The sequence below is a fragment of the Mesorhizobium sp. M1252 genome (genome assembly GCF_040318265.1).
GTDB lineage: Bacteria > Pseudomonadota > Alphaproteobacteria > Rhizobiales > Rhizobiaceae > Mesorhizobium.
This window is the reverse complement of the sequence record NZ_JAMYLX010000004.1, coordinates 419,751-438,620: the sequence shown is the minus strand read 5'-3', so window position 1 is coordinate 438,620 and position 18,870 is coordinate 419,751. Positions and strand designations below refer to the sequence as shown.

15 protein-coding genes and 1 tRNA gene are annotated in these 18,870 nt (G+C 63.3%); 5 read left to right on the top strand and 11 right to left on the bottom strand.

Annotated elements, in window-relative coordinates; genetic code table 11:
- Window positions 1-76: 76 nt before the first annotated feature.
- From NKH22_RS11335 to NKH22_RS11295, 9 genes are all read right to left on the bottom strand, one after another.
- Window positions 77-2,104: a bifunctional metallophosphatase/5'-nucleotidase gene (locus NKH22_RS11335; protein WP_023823290.1), complete on the bottom strand. Its 2,028-nt coding sequence runs from the start codon at window positions 2,102-2,104 to the stop codon at window positions 77-79.
- 197 nt (window positions 2,105-2,301) lie between these two features.
- Complete coding sequence (locus tag NKH22_RS11330; RefSeq protein ID WP_023735034.1) at window positions 2,302-2,679, bottom strand: Omp10 family outer membrane lipoprotein; 378 nt, start codon at window positions 2,677-2,679, stop codon at window positions 2,302-2,304.
- A gap of 188 nt (window positions 2,680-2,867) precedes the next feature.
- On the bottom strand, window positions 2,868-4,313 hold the full coding sequence (locus tag NKH22_RS11325) for a homospermidine synthase (RefSeq protein ID WP_023691759.1): 1,446 nt from the start codon (window positions 4,311-4,313) through the stop codon (window positions 2,868-2,870).
- Between the two features lie 126 nt (window positions 4,314-4,439).
- A complete protein-coding gene (locus tag NKH22_RS11320) occupies window positions 4,440-5,678 on the bottom strand; it encodes a hypothetical protein (RefSeq protein ID WP_352909552.1) in 1,239 nt (412 codons plus the stop codon).
- 2 nt (window positions 5,679-5,680) lie between these two features.
- Window positions 5,681-6,604 carry a heme-dependent oxidative N-demethylase family protein gene (locus tag NKH22_RS11315; RefSeq protein WP_352909550.1) on the bottom strand — a complete coding sequence of 308 codons (924 nt, stop codon included), beginning with the start codon at window positions 6,602-6,604 and terminating at the stop codon, window positions 5,681-5,683.
- Window positions 6,605-6,656: 52 nt separating this feature from the next.
- Window positions 6,657-7,319: an aminotransferase class IV family protein gene (locus NKH22_RS11310; RefSeq protein WP_031201345.1), complete on the bottom strand. Its 663-nt coding sequence runs from the start codon at window positions 7,317-7,319 to the stop codon at window positions 6,657-6,659.
- Window positions 7,268-8,413: an aminodeoxychorismate synthase component I gene (locus NKH22_RS11305; RefSeq protein ID WP_352909548.1), complete on the bottom strand. Its 1,146-nt coding sequence runs from the start codon at window positions 8,411-8,413 to the stop codon at window positions 7,268-7,270. The genes NKH22_RS11310 and NKH22_RS11305 overlap by 52 nt, the downstream gene beginning before the upstream one ends.
- A 163-nt stretch (window positions 8,414-8,576) precedes the next feature.
- Window positions 8,577-9,305 (bottom strand): helix-hairpin-helix domain-containing protein, encoded by a 729-nt coding sequence (locus NKH22_RS11300; RefSeq protein WP_352909546.1) that lies wholly within the window; start codon window positions 9,303-9,305, stop codon window positions 8,577-8,579.
- 413 nt (window positions 9,306-9,718) lie between these two features.
- Window positions 9,719-11,557 carry a M3 family oligoendopeptidase gene (locus NKH22_RS11295; RefSeq protein WP_023814610.1) on the bottom strand — a complete coding sequence of 613 codons (1,839 nt, stop codon included), beginning with the start codon at window positions 11,555-11,557 and terminating at the stop codon, window positions 9,719-9,721.
- Window positions 11,558-11,702: 145 nt separating this feature from the next.
- Between NKH22_RS11295 and NKH22_RS11290 the strand changes: the two genes are divergently transcribed.
- The 3 genes from NKH22_RS11290 to NKH22_RS11280 all read left to right on the top strand — a co-directional run bounded on the left by NKH22_RS11290 (window position 11,703) and on the right by NKH22_RS11280 (window position 15,645).
- On the top strand, window positions 11,703-13,241 hold the full coding sequence (locus tag NKH22_RS11290) for a sigma-54-dependent transcriptional regulator (protein ID WP_352909544.1): 1,539 nt from the start codon (window positions 11,703-11,705) through the stop codon (window positions 13,239-13,241).
- A gap of 389 nt (window positions 13,242-13,630) precedes the next feature.
- Window positions 13,631-15,451, top strand: a complete 1,821-nt coding sequence (gene mepK, locus NKH22_RS11285) for a peptidoglycan L,D-endopeptidase MepK (RefSeq protein WP_352909542.1) — start codon at window positions 13,631-13,633, stop codon at window positions 15,449-15,451.
- Window positions 15,452-15,571: 120 nt separating this feature from the next.
- Window positions 15,572-15,645: transfer RNA gene (locus NKH22_RS11280), tRNA-Gln, on the top strand.
- 138 nt (window positions 15,646-15,783) lie between these two features.
- Here NKH22_RS11280 and NKH22_RS11275 read toward each other — a convergent pair.
- Window positions 15,784-16,422 carry a 2-dehydro-3-deoxy-phosphogluconate aldolase gene (locus NKH22_RS11275; RefSeq protein ID WP_023710948.1) on the bottom strand — a complete coding sequence of 213 codons (639 nt, stop codon included), beginning with the start codon at window positions 16,420-16,422 and terminating at the stop codon, window positions 15,784-15,786.
- A gap of 174 nt (window positions 16,423-16,596) precedes the next feature.
- On the opposite strand from NKH22_RS11275, the gene trhO reads away from it, so the two are divergent.
- Window positions 16,597-17,523: an oxygen-dependent tRNA uridine(34) hydroxylase TrhO gene (trhO, locus tag NKH22_RS11270; protein WP_023817277.1), complete on the top strand. Its 927-nt coding sequence runs from the start codon at window positions 16,597-16,599 to the stop codon at window positions 17,521-17,523.
- Window positions 17,524-17,546: 23 nt separating this feature from the next.
- Here trhO and NKH22_RS11265 read toward each other — a convergent pair whose 3' ends face one another.
- Window positions 17,547-17,909: a YybH family protein gene (locus NKH22_RS11265; protein ID WP_023817278.1), complete on the bottom strand. Its 363-nt coding sequence runs from the start codon at window positions 17,907-17,909 to the stop codon at window positions 17,547-17,549.
- Window positions 17,910-18,114: 205 nt separating this feature from the next.
- On the opposite strand from NKH22_RS11265, the gene NKH22_RS11260 reads away from it, so the two are divergent.
- Window positions 18,115-18,852 (top strand): tellurite resistance TerB family protein, encoded by a 738-nt coding sequence (locus NKH22_RS11260; RefSeq protein ID WP_352498655.1) that lies wholly within the window; start codon window positions 18,115-18,117, stop codon window positions 18,850-18,852.
- Window positions 18,853-18,870 lie beyond the last annotated feature (18 nt).

The following is an 18,870-nucleotide window of genomic DNA, read 5'->3' as shown; positions in this document are numbered from 1 at the left end:
CCGCACCTTACCTTGAAAGCCAAAAACCCGTCCGGTTACCCGGACGGGTTTTGCTGGTCGCAAGTGCGAAGCGAGGTTACTTCGCCGGAATGGTCAAGGTCGCGCCGACAGGAAGCCGGCGTGGTTCGTAGCCTTTGTTGGCCTCGGAGATCACCTTCCACTTGGCGCCGTCGCCGTAGGCCTTTTTGGCGAGATCCCAATAGGTATCGCCGGCGACGATGACATGGCTGGCTTCGGCCGGGGCGGCGTCAGCCGGCTTTGCCGGAGCAGGTGCGGCTTCGGCCGGTTTTGCCGGTTCGGCCGGAGCCGGCGTTGCCGGGGCGGTTTCCGCCGGGACAGTCGGCGGCGTGGTGGTGATGTCGCCGGAGCCTGCCGGCAATGCGGGCATCGCCGGCTCCGCCGGTGCAGCCTCGGCCGGTTTTGCCGGTTCCGCTGGAGCAGGTGCCGGTTCGGCTGGTTTTGCCGGCTCGGCGGCCGGGGCAGCCGCTACGGTTGCGGCAACCTCGGTGATGCGGCCGTCGAGCTTGGGCGTATAGGGCCGGTGCGCGGCGAGATAGTCGGCGACCACCTGTTCGAGGCCCGGGCCGTAATCATAGGCGTTCTTGGCCTTCTCGGCGAAGACCTTGTAGCCGTCGCCGCCCTGGCGGACGTAATTGTTGGTGGCGACCAGATAGTCCTTGTCCGGATTGATCGGCGCCCAGGTACCGTTCTGCATCACCTCGACCGACTTGACTCGGCCTGCATTGGGCGCGACCGACTTGTCGAAGGAGTATTTGAGACCTGCCACCTGCGGGAAGCGGCCGCCGCCGTCCTCGACCTGGCTGACGCCGTTTTCCAGCCCGGCAACCAGATCCTTGCCGGAAATCTGGAAGGTCGCCAGCGTGTTCTGGAACGGCAGCACGGTCAGCACCTCGCCCATGGTCACGGTGCCCTTGTCGATCGAAGCACGCAGGCCGCCGCCATTCGAGACGACGATCTCGACGCCCTGTCCCTTGACGCGGTCGAGGATGGCGTCGGAGACGAGGTTGCCCATCGCGCATTCCTTGGTGCGGCAGCTTTCGCGGCTGCCGTCGATGGCCTCGGTGGTCTCGGCCACTTCCTTGTTCTTCAGCGCCTCGATCGGCGCACCGAGTTCCTTGATGCGGGCAAGAACGGCCCGATCGGGAGTGATCGACTTGTCGAGGAAGATCGGGTCGCCGCTGGCTTCCTTGACGTTGCCATTGTCGTCGAACACGACCTTGAATTCGCCGAGATATTTCGAATAGGACGCGGCCTGCACGACAGGCACCTTGGAGCCGTCGGGGTTGTCGACCATCGTCGGATAGGGGCCTTCCGCCTTCGGGTCGGTGTTGGACAGAAGCGAATGGCTGTGGCCGCCGACCACCACATCGATGCCCGGGATCTTGGCGATGACATCGCGCTCGCGCCTGTAGCCGATATGGGTGACGGCAATGATCTTGTTGACGCCTTGCGCCTTCAGCTTCTCGACCTCGGCGGTGATCGACTTCACGTCGTCCTCTATGGTAATGTTGGGGCCGGGAGAGGCGAGTTCCGGCGTGTCGTTGGTTACGGCGCCGACAATGCCGATCTTCTGGCCGCCGACCTCAAGCACAATCGACGGCTTGATCTTGCCTGCGGCGCCGGACTTGTCGTTGGGCACGACATTGGCGCTGACGATCGGGAACTTCGCCTTGTCGAGATAAGGCACCAGCGCGCTCTCGCCATCGTCGAATTCGTGGTTGCCGAGCGTCACCGCGTCGGGCTTGATCTGATTGAGGAATTCCTCCTCCGCCGTGCCCTTGTAGGTGATGTAGAACAGCGATCCCTGAAAGCTGTCGCCGGCATTGAGCAGCAGCACGTTCTGGCCTTCGAGCTTCTTGCGCTCCTGTGCGATCGCGGTGACCAGCCGGCCGGCGCCGCCGATGCACTCACCCTTGGTCTCTTCCTCGGCCGAGCAGGTCGACTCGTATTTGTTGTTGCCTTCGATGCGGCTGTGCCAATCGTTGAAATGCAGGATGTTCAACGTGTAGTCGGCAAAGGATGGTGCGGCCGACAGGCCGAGTGTCGAGGCAGAGAGGGCGGCAATGGCGGCGAGCTTCTTCATCTTCGTCTCCCGGATATGATCAAAGGCGTTTAACGCTCTTGCCCGACTGCAGGATAACAGCCAGCATTTCGGGTATGTTCACATCGCGGTTGTGGCGATGCAAGAAGAATCAGGGCGGATAACCGGCATCGGTTTGCCGGCATAAAAAAGGCGGCGGCATCGCGCCGCCGCCATCCGCAAAGCCGCATGGGAAAGGTTCAGCCACGCCTGGTCAGCACGAAGTTCTGCCCGGCGGAGCTGGTGCAATTCAGCTGGTTTATGGACACCAGCAGGCAGTTGAAAGCGATTGGCTGCTGCCGGATCAGCGAGGTTCCGTTGATCTCGACCGAGGTGGCGCCGGTCTTGGTGTAGCTGCCGTCAGCGAATTTCTCACCGGTCTCCGCCGAAACGGTGGTGAAGACGCCGCCGTTCAATGTCGAGACCGCCTTGCCTTCGGCGTTCAGCCATGAGCCTTCGACGCCTCGCGCCTGCGCTGAGATCGGTGGCCCGTCGGAGCCGCCGGTGGTGCAGGCGGCAAGCATCGTCGCAAGAACGCCCGCCGCGCCCGCAGAAAGAATTTTGCGCGCAATCGTCATATCAAATCCTCTCCTGACGCATCGGCCCAATCGTCAAACGACGTTTTGGGGAACACGATGTGCGTGGCCTCAAGTTTCCAGAGCCGTCCCTCGTGCGTCCAAATGGATGCACACTGCTCTCGTCCGCATCCCTTCAATCGCCCGATTTCCGGGCGATTGCAAGGCAGTGAGGCAGGGGTATGGAACCGCTATCGAACGAGGATGTTGCGGAATTGCCACGGGTCGCTTTTGTCGAGGTCTTCGGGAAACAGGCCCGGACGGTTATCGAGCGGCGTCCAGTCGGTGTAGTAGCCCTTGACCGGTCCGAGATACTGGGACTGCACTTCCAGGCAGCGCTTGTAGTCCATCTCGTCGGCCTCGACGATGCCGGCTTCCGGGTTTTCCAGCGCCCAGACCATGCCGGCGAGCACGGCCGAGGTGACCTGCATGCCGGTAGCGTTCTGGTAGGGCGCCAGCTTGCGGGCTTCGGCCAGCGACAGCTGCGAACCGTACCAGTAGGCGTTCTTGGCATGGCCGTAGAGCAGCACGCCAAGCTCGTCGACGCCGTCGACCAGCTCGTTTTCGTCGAGCACATGGTGGACCGGCTGCGGCTTGCCGGCAGCGCCGAACATTTCGTGGAGTGACAACACGGCGTCGTTGCAGGGGTGATAGGCATAGTGGCAGGTCGGGCGGTATTGGACCTTGCCCTTCTTACCGCGCACGGTGAAGAAGTCGGCGATCGAGATCGCCTCATTATGCGTCACCAGGAAACCGTATTGCGCGCCCGGCGTCGGGCACCAGGAGCGCACGCGGGTGTTGGCGCCGGGCTGTTCGAGATAGATCGCAGCCTTGGAGCCATGCTTGTGCTCCTTGCCGTTCTTCGGCATCCATCTCTCATGCGTGCCCCAGCCGAGCTCGGCCGGCTGCAGCCCTTCCGAGATGAAACCTTCGACCGACCAGGTGTTCCAGAACACGTTCATCGGCTTCGGCTTCTTGGTGCGCTGGGTGTCGCGCTCGGCGATGTGGATGCCCTTGACGCCGGCCTTCTTCATCAGCTTCGCCCAGCCGTCACGGTCGTCCTGCGCGGGTTCGGAAAACTCGAGGCCGAGGTCGCCGGCAAGGTTCAGCAGCGCCTGCTTGACGAACCACGAGACCATGCCCGGATTGGCGCCACAGGTCGAAACCGCGGTAGCGCCGCCGGGCTTGTCGTGCTTCTCCTTGATCAAGGCTTCGCGCAGCGCGTAGTTGGTGCGGCTGGCATTGTCGGCCTTGGCGTCGAAATAGAAGCCGAGCCACGGCTCGACGACGGTGTCGATGTAGAGCACGCCGAGCTTGCGGCAGAGCCGCATCAGGTCGACCGAGCCGGTATCGACCGACAGATTGATGCAAAAGCCCTGGCCGCCGCCATTGGTCAAAAGCGGCGTCAACAGTTTCTTGTAGTTTTTCTCGGTCACGTGCTCCTGGACGAAGGCGATGCCGCGCTCGTCGAGCAGCTTGCGGTCGGTGTCGAGCGGGTCGATGACCGTCATGCGCGACTTGTCGAATTTGAAATGGCGCTCGATCAGAGGCAGCGTTCCCCGTCCGATCGAACCAAAGCCGATCATCACGACAGGGCCGGTGATTTCACCGTAAACGGGCCAGTTTTCATTCGCCATTTTATCGAGCACTCCTTCAAGCAACGCGCCAAACGGCCGTTCGACCGCCGCGCGACAAACCATAGATCATTGTCACAATAAAGCGAAAAGCAGGGATAAGGTTAGTTCCCGGCCGCGCAGATACGCCTACGGTTCGAGCAGTTTCGCGAATTCCGGTGTGAACAGCGCTTGTGCTTCGGAGACCGGCATTTCAACGAGATCGCCGCCGCAAGCCTGGACGACGTTGGGCAAACCTTGCAGCCCGAAGACCAGAACCTGCCTGTCGCCATCGCGCTTCAGGCTGGCGCCGAGATAGTCGCTGATCAAATCGTCGATGCCGCATTCGGCCTCGTAATCCACCTCGGTCTGGTCGCTGGGCTTCTTGCGCTTCTCTTTGACGAAGGTGGCCAGCGAGGGGCCTGGCTTGCCGTCGACCGTATCGGAAAACATGTCCTGAAGGGTAAGCAAGGCGCCACGGCGCACGTCCATGACATAGGCGTCGGAATAGTTGTTCGGATGCGCACCGCCGCAATAGAGGCTGCCGGATTCCGACCAGCTCATCAGCTTCGGCGTCAATGACGTCACTTTGGACGTCGTGTCTTCGTAGCCGCCAAGCGAATCGTCATCCATGCCCTCCATCGGTGGTCCATCGTGGAAGCCGGCATATTGCAGCGCCGCGCAGGTCAAGGCGCTGAGGCTGTCATGCCAATGGCGGTTCTGCAGCAAGGCATTGGCGGCTTCGATCGGCGCGCCGCCGGCGAGATCGACGATGCGCGGCCTGGCGAATTTGGTGCGTGGATCGGTGACATAGTTGTAGGCTGCATCCGGCCAACCTTCCTTGGCGTCTGCCTCGGGCGCGAAATCCAGCTTGAGATAGTCGTAGGGCGATGCCGCCATGGTGATCGGCGCATCGTCACCCGAGAATGTCATGTCGGTGAAATCATAAAGATCGCGTGGCGTCGTCGCCGGCGTCTCCGTCTGGGCACGGCTGGCGATCCTTGTCAGCTTCAGCGGCAGGGTCTTTTTGGCCGTCCAGGTGCCTTCCAGCGTCTTGCCATTGTCGGCGGAACTCAATCGCCAGACGGCGCCGATGGGTGGAGCCTGGCCGTCGCCGCACTTCTTGGCATCGCAGGCTTCTTCCTCGGCCAATTGAAAGGTGGCGCCCTTGCTCGACTTCGCCTGCAGAGGAATATCGACGCCCTTGGAGCGGTAGAAATAGCGGCCCGCCAGTGCCTCTCCAGCCGTCGCCGGATCACCGGTAAACTCGACGACGATGTCGATGTTGCCGAGCTTCCCCGCATAGGTCACCGGTTCCGCATGCGCTGTTGCCGGCAACGCCATCAATGCACCGAGCAGGACGGCTAGCTTCAGAACATGTCGGATCATCGTCACTCCTGAGCCATGGTTTGCAGGCGTTGCACCAGCCGGTCACGGTCTGATGTCATCCCCTTATAGTCGAGTTGAGCCTCATCCAGCGCCTGCAATTGCGCCGCGAAAGAGGCGGCAAGCGTTGCCCGGTCGGGATGCCGCGCCAGCACTTTCAGCGGGTCGAGATGGATGCGGATGGTGAACAGGATGTCGCGCGACAGAGGCAGTTTGCGCAGCGTCTGGCGCTCGACGCGGATGAAGGCGTGGGCGTTGACGTCGCCGTCGGGAAATCGCGAGGGGCGGTTGGTGGCACGGTCGATGCGCTCGACATTGGAGAGCGGATGATAGAGCGCGTCGCCGGCCTGGATCGACCAGTTGAAGCGTTCGACGGCCTGACCCTGCAGGCCGTCGAACATGCGGTTGATGAGCTCGGCCGGCCTGGTGCCCGGACCGAAGCCCGGCACCGGTGCGTGGATCTGCTGCAGCGGCCGGCCGAATTTTTCGACCAGCGACCAGGATGACGGGAAACACAGCGAGCCGGCGGCGAGCCGCCAGCCGGTGTCGTCACGGCGCATCAGGATCAGGTCTTCCTGAACGAGCAGCGACGCTGCGACCAGCGCGGCATCGGGGAAGGTGGCGTCAGAGTCGGCTTTGGCGCCAATGACCTCAACCCCGGCATTGGTGCGCCGGTACATCCCGGGAAATGTCGACAGCAGATGTGCTTCGATGAGGCCGCCCACTTCGCGCTGGGCGTCGCGCGTGCCGCCTTCCTCGACAAACACCTTGTCGGGAATTTCGGCATACAGCCGGCGCTTTTCGGCGAGATGGTCGAAGAGATACCGGTCGACCTCGATCCACTTGTCGAGTTCGAGCGGCTTCAGCCCGATGGTGAAGAGCTTTGAGGAGCCATCATAGGGCGTGTGCGTGGGCTGACGAGAATTCATGCTTCGCTAGAAAGTGTCCAATGCCGGCGGTTATTCTCGCAGCCGCTTCGTATCAGGCCAATGTTGCCGGGATCAAGCCGCGCAGAGAATTGCCGACGAACAGTGTTTTGGCGGATTTCAACTCGTCATAGCTGTAGATCGCCTCCTGGGCGCGGCCTTCGTCCAGCAACTCGGCGCGCAATACGCCAGGCAGCAGGCCGCAGTCGAGCCTGGGTGTCATCAGCATGCCATCACCGAAATCGGCGAAGACGTTGGTGATGGTGCCTTCGCAGATTTCACTGCGCTCATTTGCGAGCAACACTTCGTCGGCCTGGGTGATCAGATATTCGGAGCGGGCGTGAGTGTAGACTTGCCGCCGGCCGGTCTTGTGGCGCAGCAGCGTGTCGGTGGAGGAGAGCCGGACCCGCGCCAGTCGCAGCCGCCAGACCTTGTCGGCGGCGAGTGGCTCGTAATGCTGAACAGAAGCCGTCACCTCGCCATTGCGCTGCAGGACGAGCCGGGTGCGCAGCGCCGTCTGCTGCGCCCCGATAGTATTCGCCAGCACCTCGCCGATCCGCTGCGGATCGCAGGCAAAGCCGAGTTCTTCCGCCGAGCCGTAAAGGCGTGCGAGATGGCGTTCGAAGCGCAGAAAGCCCTGGCCGGGCTCCCAGCGCATCGTCTCGATCAGCTCGAAATCGGCGGTGTCCCCGTCGCGAAGCGCGCCTTCAGCAGACACTCCTGATACTCCCCTTGCGCCGTCGAATCGAAGACGACGCCGCCGCCGACATTGTAAACGGCCTCGCCACTGGAAAAGAGCGATATAGTGCGGATCGCCACCGAAAAGCGCATCATGCCGCCAGGCGCGATCCAGCCGCTGGCGCCGCAATAGACGTCGCGCGGTGTGTCTTCCAGCTCGTGCAGGATTTCCATCGCGCGGATTTTCGGCGCGCCGGTGATCGAGCCGCAGGGAAACAGCGCGCCAAAGATTTGGCGGATGCCGAGATCAGGCAGAAGCTTCGCCCGCACACGGCTCACCATCTGATGGACGGTCGGGTAGCTCTCGATGCGGAACAGTTCCGGCACTTCCAGCGTGCCGATCTCGCTGATCAGGGAGATGTCGTTGCGCAGGAGATCGACGATCATCCGGTTCTCGGCCTGGTTCTTTTCATCGCTGCGCAAGAAGGACTTCAACCGCGCGTCCTCGGCCTTGGTCGCGCCGCGCGGTGCGGTACCCTTCATCGGATGGGTTTCGATCATGCCTTCGGCATTGATCTCGAAGAACAGCTCGGGCGAACGCGACAAGACGATGGGATCGCCGAGCGAAATCAGCGCACCATACTTGACCGGTTGGCGCCCTGTCAGTGCATCGAAGGCAGCAAGCGGATCGCCCGACCATTGGGCACGGACCGGAAAGGTCAGGTTGCCTTGGTAGCAATCGCCCTTGCGGATGTGGTCGTGGAGGCGCGCGAAGCGTCTGGCGTAATCCTGAGCGGACCAACTGGCCCTGGCGTCGAAGATGGGGCCATTGGTGGCCGGCGCATCGTTGCGCGGCACCGCCTCTTCGACCGGAGCATCGAAGACACCCAGACAAACCAGTGGCGCGCGCCGGCCTTCAGGCAGCAGCGGCACGAGTTTCGGTTCGAGCAGATAGCCCGCTTCGTAGGAGAAATAGCCGGCCAGCCATTTGCCGGCATCGCTCGCCGCCTGCGCGGCCGCCAGCGCCGGCAGAAAATCCTTGGCATCATACGCAATGATGATGTCGGCCGGGTGGTCGAAGACCAACTGACGGCCGCTTTCATCGTTGCGGAAAATGGCAGAGGGCAGGGGCATGGGGCTCGGGTACTGCGGTCGATGACGCCAGAACCGCTCTATATGGGGGCCGGGCGGCGTGCAATCGAGGGAGCGGCGTCGCAGGGCGCAAAGACAGTGGCGAATGCAAAAACAAAGACGGCGCCCGAGAGCGCCGCCTTCTGGTTATGTTGCCGATGACAGATCAGCTGTTGTTGGCGGTCCCGGCGCTCGGGAATTGGCGTGCGAACTCCTTTTCGTCGCCGGCGGCAAGCAGCTTGGCCTGCTCGACCCACTTTTCGCGAGCGATGCGGCCGTCGAAATTCAGCGTGTTCTCGATGCGCTTGACGTCGGCCGCGGTCCAGCCGGCGATCTGCGCGTAGGTCGTGACGCCAAGGCCCTTGAGCAGTTTGTCGTTGACCGGGCCGATACCGATCAGGCGACGCAGATTGTCGGCCTTTCCAGCTGCCGGGGCGGCCTTCTTCGGGACGGCGGGCTTTGAAGCCGCGGCTTTGGGCGCGGCCTTGGCGGCGGCAGGTTTGCTGGCCGCTGGTTTTGCGGCCGCGGATTTGGCCGCAGCTGGTTTGGCCGCAGCTGGTTTGGCCGCGGCGGGTTTGGCGGGGGTCGGTTTCGCGGCCGGGGCGGACTTGGCCTTTGCCGCTGTCGATACCAGCGCGGCCGGCGCCGAACTTGAAGGCTTGGCGGATGGAGCTGATGTTTCACGCAGCCGGCGTTCGAGATCGGCGCGGGTCTTGCCGCAGGCGTCGAGTTCGCCAGTCAGGCGATCGGCGTCGGCGCGCAGTCTGTCACGCTCGCTGCGGGTGCGGTCGAGATCGCCGCGCAGGCTGTCGAGTTCGCCGCGCAGCCGGCCCCAGATAAACCAGCCAACCAACACACCTACAAGGAACGCCAGGACAATGTAAAAGAAGGTCATCGTCTCTCTCCAGTCGGATCCGTCCGCCGCCGTCCCAAGTCATGACCTTGGCAGATCGGATCATCCAATGTGGTTCGGCGGCTCAGGGAACAGCCGGTCTGTCGTCGAGTGTCGGCGTTCGGCTTTCCGCCCATTGCCAACCGTCGCTGTCGCATTCGTCAGACCGCTGCCATGGGCCGGGATACTGTCCGGCCTTAAGCCGCGCGCCCGGCTGAGCTTCAGTCGGAAAGCTATCATACGGCTTCGGGAAAGCTAACGGAATTTTCGCCGGAGAGTTATTCAAGAACAGATATTTAGAACAAGAACAGAGCTGCCGTCACATGCATTCCGGCTAAACTGTTCTGCGATTCTGGCAAAGTCGAGGCCGCTGCTGAACCTGCCACTCTGCGCCATCGGTCCAATGGGTGCGCGCATTAACTGTCGAGCGCTTCCAACTCGTCGATCAGGCCGCCGATCACGCCAAGCCCGATCTGCCAGAAGGCGGGGTCGGTGGCGTCGAGGCCGAAGGGCGCGAGAAGCTCCGAGTGATGCTTGGTGCCGCCGGCGCGCAACATCTCGAAATACTTGTCCTGGAAGCCATGCTCAGCGTTCTGGTAGACCGCGTAGAGCGAGTTCACCAGGCAGTCGCCAAAGGCATAGGCGTAGACGTAGAAGGGGGAGTGGACGAAGTGCGGGATGTAGGTCCAGAAGACCTCATAGCCCTCGCGCAGCTTGATCGCCGGCCCCAGGCTTTCTGCCTGCACCTCGAGCCAGAACTGGCCGAGCTTGTCGGAGGTCAGTTCGCCGTTCTTGCGCTCTGCATGCACTTTGCGCTCGAACTCGTAGAAGGCGATCTGGCGCACGACCGTGTTGATCATGTCCTCGACCTTCTGGGCGAGCATCGCCTTGCGCTCGCGCTTGTCGGTGGTCTGGTCGAGCAGCGAACGGAAGGTCAGCATCTCGCCGAACACCGAGGCCGTCTCGGCCAAAGTCAGCGGCGTCGAAGCCATCAGCGCGCCCTGGCCGCCGGCCAGCACCTGATGCACGCCGTGGCCGAGTTCATGCGCCAGTGTCATCACATCGCGCGGCTTGCCCATGTAGTTGAGCAGCACATAAGGGTGCGCCGAAGGCACGGTCGGATGGGCGAAGGCGCCGGGCGATTTGCCGGGCCTGACCGGCGCGTCGATCCAGTTGCGGTCGAAGAAGGTGCGGGCGATCTGCGCCATGTCGGGGGAAAAGCGCTGATAGGCCGATAGCACAGTGTTCCTGGCATCATCCCAAGGAATCACCGCTTGCGGCGTTTCGGGCAAGGGCGCGTTGCGGTCCCAGTGGTTCATCACCTCCATGCCCAGCCAGCGCGCCTTCATCGCGTAGTAGCGATGAGACAGGCGCGGATAGGCCTCGCGCACGGCCGATGCCAGCGCGTCGACCACGCTGCGCTCGACACGGTTGGCGAGATGGCGTGAGTCGGCGATGTCCTCGAAGCCGCGCCAGCGGTCGGAAATCTCCTTGTCCTTGGCCAGCGTGTTGGTGATCAGCGTGAAGGTGCGCAGGCTCTTGCGGAAGGTTGTGGCCAGCGCTTCGGAGGCGCGGCGGCGGACCTCCCCATCGGCGTCCTGCAGGCGGTTCAGCGCCGGCTCCAGCGTCAGTTCCTCGCCGTCTATGTCGAAGCGCAGATCGGTCATCGTCTCGTCGAACAGCCGGTTCCAGGCACCGCGTCCGGTGATCGATTTCTCATGGAACAGCTGCTCGACCCGGTCCTCGAGCTGGTAGGGCTTGTCCATTCTGAGGTCGAGCACCCAGGGGCGGTAATGGGCAAAGCCGGCGTCGGCGGCGAGGGCTGCTTCGAGCGCCTTGTCGTCGATCAGGTTCAGCTCCAGCGCGAAGAACAAAAGATGCGCGCTGGCGTCGGTCATCTTCTCCTGGATGTCGCCATAGAGCTTTGCGCGCTGCGGATCGGCGGTGTTGCCGGCATAGATCAGGCCGGCATAGGAGACGATGCGGCCGATCAGTTCCTCCAGCGCCTCATAGGCTGTCAGCGCCTCGCCAAGCCTGCCGGCGCTGCCGCGCCCGGCCTCCGCAGCCAGCGTGCCCTTCCAGCGGTTCTCGAAGGCGACGGCATCGGCCGCCGCCTTGGCAAGGTCGCGCTTCAGTTCGGGTGCTTCCATGCCGGAATAGAGGTCGGCGAGATTCCATTCTGGCAGGTCGCCGAGTTCCGCCGCGCCCTGACCGGACGCTACCGCCGCAAGCTGCCGACCGAGAATCCTGCGCATCAACAATTACCTTCTGGAATCAAGGGGAAAGGACAAGCCGGTCAAATCCTAAGGAATTCATTCACCGGGTTTTTTGAAACCTTGTTTAGAACCCTGTGCCAAGATGATCCATGGGAATTTCCCAGGCGGGCAACTCAAATCAGTCATGACAGGTTCCATTCTTATAGTCGATGACGATCCCGTGCAGCGCCGGCTGCTCGAGGCGGCGGTGACGAAATTCGGCCACAGCGCCATCGTTGCCGATGGTGGCGAGGCCGGTCTGAGCGCACTTGACGGACCCAATGCGAGGGATATTTCGGCAGTCATCCTCGACCTTGTCATGCCGGGCCTCGACGGCATCGGCGTGCTGAAGGCGATGCGCGAGCGCGGCATCACTGTTCCCGTCATCGTGCAGACTGCGCAGGGCGGCATCGAAACGGTGGTTTCGGCGATGCGCCACGGCGCTTTCGATTTTGTCGTCAAGCCGGCGTCTCCCGACCGGCTGCAGACCGCGGTCGGCAACGCGCTCAAGGTCGAGGCGGTCGAGGACGAGGTCAAGCGCACGTCGCGGCGTCGCGGCGGCCACCTGACCTTCAAGGACATGATCACGCACAGCCCGGCGATGGACCGGGTGATCCGCCTCGGCCAGAAGGCTGCGGCCTCCAACATCCCGATCCTGATCGAGGGCGAATCGGGCGTCGGCAAGGAATTGGTGGCGCGCGCCATCCAGGGCAGCGGCGAACGCCGCACAAAACCGTTCGTCACCGTCAATTGCGGCGCCATCCCCGACAATCTGGTCGAATCGATCCTGTTCGGTCACGAAAAAGGTTCGTTCACCGGCGCCACCGAAAAGCATACCGGCAAGTTCGTCGAGGCGCATTCGGGCACGCTGTTCCTGGACGAGATCGGCGACCTGCCGCTCGACGTGCAGGTCAAGCTGTTGCGCGCCGTGCAGGATGGCGAGGTCGATCCGGTCGGCGGCCGTTCCACCGTCAGGGTCGACATCAGGCTGATCTCGGCCACGCACCGCAACCTTCTGCAGCAGGTCAAGGACGGCAAGTTTCGCGAGGACCTGTTCTACCGGCTCAACGTTTACCCGATCGTCGTGCCGCCGCTGCGCGACCGCCGCGACGACATCCCCTATCTGGTCAAGCATTTCATGGACAAGGTGGCGCCGGCGGGCAATCGCCTGCACGGCATCTCGGATGCCGCACTGGCCATGCTGCAGGCCTATGATTGGCCGGGAAACATCAGGCAGCTGGAAAACGCCGTGTTCAGGGCCTCGGTGCTTGCCGAAGGCGATGTGCTCACGACTGACGAATTTCCGCAGATCCGGGCGCAGGTCGACGGCACCGTCAATCTCGACGCCGATGCGTCCTTGTCGGACCCCGGCATGGCCTTGAGCACCGGATCGCAAGGCGATGGCGCGCAGACTGACGACGCCGGTACTGCAGCTGCCGAGCCCGCCCCTCCGGCGAGGCTGCTTCAGCGTTTCGGCACGCTGCGGGCGCTGGACGAGCGTGGCAATGTGCGTGCGCTGGCCGATGTCGAACTCGAAATGATCAAGCTCGCCATCGACCATTATAACGGCCAGATGAGCGAGGTCGCGCGGCGTCTCGGCATCGGCCGCTCGACGCTCTACCGCAAGCTCAAGGAATACGGCATCGACCCGGAAACCGGCCGCCTCGACCGCCTTGCCTCCTGAACGCCGAATTCCACAGCTTGCCAACGCAAGGCCGGGACCAGCTTGCCATGCCACATCCGGCGCTGCATAAGGGTTGGGGCGGGAATATGACTGATGCGGACAGCGTTGTTCACGCATTAAGGCCAGCGGTAACAGATCGTGTAGCGGGAAAAGGCTGAATCTTGATCTAAACCAGCAGTTTACCAAGAAATCCTGTGTATTATTTTTGACGGGATATCGCCACGGTGTTACCGCATTTCGGCTTCAATAAGCGATGATTAACCATTAGGATCGATATTCGGATGTAAGAACCACGCATCCGTTTGGACAAATCCGGGGACAAACGGCAGCCTGCAAGGCCTTTTGATTTGAACAAAGTCGAACGACACAGAAACGGGCGGCGCGATCACATGGGCGTCTGGCCGAGATGGCTGGCAGCGGTGATCGTTGCGTTCGCTTTCCTTGCCGCTACTGCTGCCGGCGCCAGCGCTGAAACGCGCTCGCTCAAGCTCTATCACCTCCACACGCACGAAAAGGCCGAGATCGTCTACAAGCGCAATGGCCGCTACGATCCGGCAGGCCTCAGGAAGATCAACATCATCCTGCGCGACTGGCGTCGCAACGAACCGACCAAGATGGATCCGCGCCTGCTCGATCTGGTGTGGGAAGCTTATCGGCAGGCCGGCGCCACCGACTATATCCAGGTCGTTTGCGGCTATCGCTCGCCGTCGACCAATTCGATGCTGCGCAGCCGCAGCCGCGGTGTCGCCAAGGAAAGCCAGCATATGCTGGGCAAGGCGATGGACTTCTACATTCCGGGTGTGCCGCTGAAGAAGCTGCGCAACATCGGCCTGAAGATGCAGGGCGGCGGCGTCGGCTACTATCCGTCGTCGGGTTCGCCCTTCGTCCACATGGACGTCGGCAATGTGCGGCACTGGCCAGGCATCAGCCGCCAGGAACTGGTCAGCCTGTTTCCCAATGGCAAGACGCTGCATGTGCCGAGCGACGGCAGGCCGTTGCCGGGTTATGACCAGGCGCTCGCCTCCTACAAGGCGCGCAAGGGCGCCGGTTCTCCTGCCATCATGATGGCCAGCGCAGGCGGCAGCACCAAGAAATCCGGTGGCTTCCTGTCCGCTTTCTTTGGCGGTGGCGGTGAAGACGAAGCCGACGACAGCGCCGATGTCGCTACCGCCGCGCCGCCGCCGAGAAGCGTGAAGCCGGTGCTGGCTGCCACGAGCAACAACAACAGCAATCTGCCTGGCATCGCGATCGTGTCGCCGCAGAACGCCAAGCGCGCCAACATTCCGCAGCTTGCCGACGACAGCGCTGACGATGCGGAGCCGCAGGACACGCCGGAGACGATCATCGCCGCGCTGCCCGCCAAGGAAGTGCCGCTGCCCGCTTTCGCACCGCGGCCGAAGGCCGATGTCGGCGCGCAACAACCTGAGACCGTGCCGTTCGGCGTGGCCGATGCCACCACCGAACAGACGGTGGCGACGGCGCAGGCGCCGGCCAATGTGCCGTTCGGCACGGCCGATGCGAGCAATGCCGACCAGGGGGCCGATCAAGCTGCCGCTCCGGCGCAGGTCGCGGTCAACGTCCCGTTGCCGACCTGGCGTCCCGACCGCTCTTCGCCGCCGGCTGAGCTTGCGCCGCAGGACAAGGGCGTTCTGCTGGCGCTGGCCGATACGGCTGCCCACAAGCAGACCGCAACCGACGCGTTCTCGGCGTCGCAGCGTCCGGACGAGGTCAAGGCGGTTCTCGAACAGGCCAGCGCCGCCGATACAGCCGGTGCTACCGACGACTATCAGGTTGCGTCGCTTGAGCCGCGCTCGGCGTTCAACGATCCGTCAGGTGTCGATGCCGCATCGCCGCGCGGCGCTATTGCTGCCCGTCCCGCCGGTACCGATCCAGCCTCGGTGATCGGCGCCGGCGTCAAGACGACACGCAAGGAAGCCAGGGCTTCGGCCCGCGACCTGAAGCCAGGACCGAAGGCAGTGGTGATGGCGGCCGAACCGCAGGCGGCCCGCTGGGCGCTGAGCAGCGGCGACAACATCGCCACCGTTTCCAGCCCGACGACAGCGCCGCGCTATGCCTACAACATCGTGCATACGCCGCCGAGCGAGGTCTACACCGCAGGCTTTCAGGCGGACAACCAGATGGCCGATGCCAACCGCTTCACCGGCAATGCCGTAAAATTCCTTTCGGTCGCCCGCTTCCAGACGAAGTAAGGGCGTGACCGGGGCGTTATCGACTCGAAGCCGCGCTGGGCAACCTGTGCGGCTTTTGTTTTTAGCGAGATCTCGAGCACTGGCTTCCATCGCCACAGAATGCTAACCACCAAGCTGCATTCCCGCTTCGTCTAATGGTAGGACAGCGCCCTTTGAAGGCGTGAATCGTGGTTCGAGCCCATGAGCGGGAACCAAAATCTCAACGCGTAGCAAACCCGGTCGGCGCAGCTGGCGGGTTTTTGTGCCGAGTGCAATTCCGGGAACACTGTGATTTTCCCGGAAAAGCGCGGAGCGCTTCCCTTGGGAATTGCGCAAAGACAAAGTAGCGGAGGTTATTTTCCGAGCTTGCTCGCGGTCTGTGCGAGCGCCTCGATCTCATCCCACTTGCCGGCCTTGACCAACTCGTCCGGCGCCACCCACGAGCCGCCGACGCAGATAACGTTGGACAGGCTGAGATAGTCGGCGGCGTTCTTGGCCGAGATGCCGCCGGTCGGGCAGAATTTCACGTCGGCCAGCGGCGAGGCAAAGGCCTTCAGCGAGGCGATGCCGCCGGATTGTTCGGCCGGGAAGAATTTCAGGAACCGCAGGCCGGCCTCGCGGGCAGCCATGATCTCGCCGGGCGTGATGGCGCCGGGCAGCAAGGGAACGTCGCTGTCCTTGGTCGCCGCCAGCAACTCTCGCGTGATGCCGGGGCTGACGATGAATTTCGATCCGGCGGCCGCTGCCTCGTCGAACTGCTTGGCATCGAGAATTGTGCCGGCGCCGACAATGGCGCCCTCGACCTCACCGGCGACGCGGCGGATCGCTTCCAGCGCATCGGCGGTTCTCAGCGTGATCTCGATCGCCGGCAGGCCGCCGGCGGCGAGCGCCCGGGCGAGCGGGACGGCGTCCGCGACATTGGCGATCTTCAGCACCGGAATGACCGGCTGGCCATTGAGCAGCGACAGGAGCGTTTCGGTCTTGCTGAGCATTGGCTTGTCTCTCCCTAGGTGATTTCAACCGATTAGCAGAAGGCCGATTCCGAGTCCACGAAACCCGGCCTGCCGCGATGTCACATGTCGGCCAACGAGCCTGCTGGCGAATACCGACAAGGTGTCTTTAGCTCTGCCTTGAATCCGCTTTGACCACGGTTTAGTGGCTTGGCGATGACCAACCGTGAACCCGTGCGCGTCGCTGCGCTCTACAAATTTGCGAGGCTGGGCGACTTCGACGCGCTGCGAGAATTGCGCACGCCGCTTGCCGCCTTCTGCTGCGGGCGCGGCATCAAGGGCACATTGCTTCTGGCGCAGGAAGGTATCAACGGCACGGTCGCCGGCAGCGAAACCGACATAGCCGACCTGATCGCTTATCTCGAGGCCATCGAGGGTCTTGCCGATCTCGAGGTCAAATACAGCACTGCCGCCGAAATGCCGTTCCATCGCATGAAGGTGCGGCTGAAGCGCGAGATCGTCACCATGGGCGTCGAAGACCTCGACCCGGCGACGGGTGCGGGGACCTATGTCGCGCCGGCCGACTGGAACGCGCTGATCTCGGACCCCGGCACCATCGTCATCGACACACGCAACGCGTACGAAGTGTCGATAGGCACGTTCGAGGGTGCGGTGGATCCACGCACGTCGAGCTTTCGCGAATTCCCGGCCTGGGTGGAAAAACACCGCGACCAACTCGACGGCCGCAAGGTCGCGATGTTCTGCACCGGCGGCATCCGCTGCGAAAAGGCGACGGCCTATGTGAAGTCGCTCGGCTTCGAGGATGTGTTCCATCTCAAGGGCGGCATCCTCAGATATCTTGAAGAGGTCCCGGCCGAAGACAGCCTGTGGCAGGGCGAGTGTTTCGTCTTCGACGAGCGGGTCTCGGTGTCGCATGGGTTGACCGAAGGCGAGGCCGAACTCTGCCGCGCCTGCCGGCATCCGCTGACGCCGGAGGACCGGCTGTCGCCGCATTTTTCCACCGGCGTGTCATGCCCGCATTGTTACGAGGCACGCTCGGATGAGGATCGCACCCGCTATGCCGAGCGCCAGCGCCAGGTCGAACTTGCGCAGGCGCGGGGCAGGGGACATATCGGCAGTTAAGTGCCGCCGACGCCCTGACTGGATCACCACACGACAGAATAGCGGTCGATCACCCACAGCCATGTGCCGTCGGCCTGCCGGCGCGCGACCTCTGAGGTTATCGAGCCGTCGGCAAGCCTGGTCGACGTCAACGCGAGGTCGCCGTTAATGGCCGCCGGGCGCTGCTCGCCGCGCTGGAACTTTCGTCCGCTCGCGGCAAAGGCTTCGAGCAAAGCGCGGATCGCCTCGTGGCCACGCGTCAATTCGGCTGCTCCGGTGTCGATGGCGGCATCGGGTTGGAACAGCGCCACCATGCCGTCAATGTCTCCGGCCCACTGCCGGTCGATCAACAAACGTTCCAGATCCTGCGGATCGCGCGCCGGTTCCCGGCCAGGTTGATCGGTCACGGCAAGGTTCCTCCCTCGGCAATGCGGCGGCGACATTAGCGCAAGCCGAGGCCGGTATCGACACACCGATCACCGATTTGGGGCATTGCCGGCGCCGATAGCAAAGCGCGTCTCCGTCATTGTAATGTCAGTGTGCGGGACCTACCTCTGCAACGTCCAAAACCTGCCCGTTCACGTTTGGCGCGGGCCCTTTTCTGGAGGCACCATGTTCGACCCCAAGAAGCTTCTCGACAATCTGCTCGGCTCGCAAGTTCCCGGCACAACCGGCACCGTTCGCGACAAGGCCGGGCAGGCTGTGCAGATGGCCAAGGACAATCCGCTGGCCGCCGGTGCGCTGGCTGCGGTGCTGCTTGGAACCGGCACGGGACGGCAGTTCACCGGCACGGCCGTGAAGCTCGGCGGACTGGCTGCGATCGGCGGTCTCGCCTACAAGGCCTACCAGAATTACAAGGCCGGCAATGCACCCGAGCAGGCGCCGGCGGCCGGCCAGCCGGAATTGCTGCCGCCGCCCGCCGACACCGGCTTTCATCCTTCACAGGCGCCACAGGGGGAGGACGAGTTCACGCTGACCCTGGTGCGGGCGATGATCTCGGCGGCCAAGGCCGATGGCCATGTCGATGACGCGGAGCGCCAAAAGATCGCCGGCAAGCTCAGTCTGGCCGGCATCGGCACGGAAGCGGAAAAGTTTCTGATGGCGGAGCTGGACAGCCCGCTCGACCTCGATACGCTGGTCGCCGGCGCCAAGACCGATGAGCAGAGGCTCGAGCTCTACACGGCGTCGCGACTGACGATTGACCCCGATACGCGCGCCGAACGCGGCTATCTCGACCTGCTCGCCGGCCGGCTCGGCCTGCCGGATGCGCTCGTCGATCATGTCGAGGCGACGGTGTCGGCGGCCAAGGTGCCGGTTCCGTCAGGCACGGCGCCGAACCCGCGCTGGTAGACAACGCAGCCGCGCGCC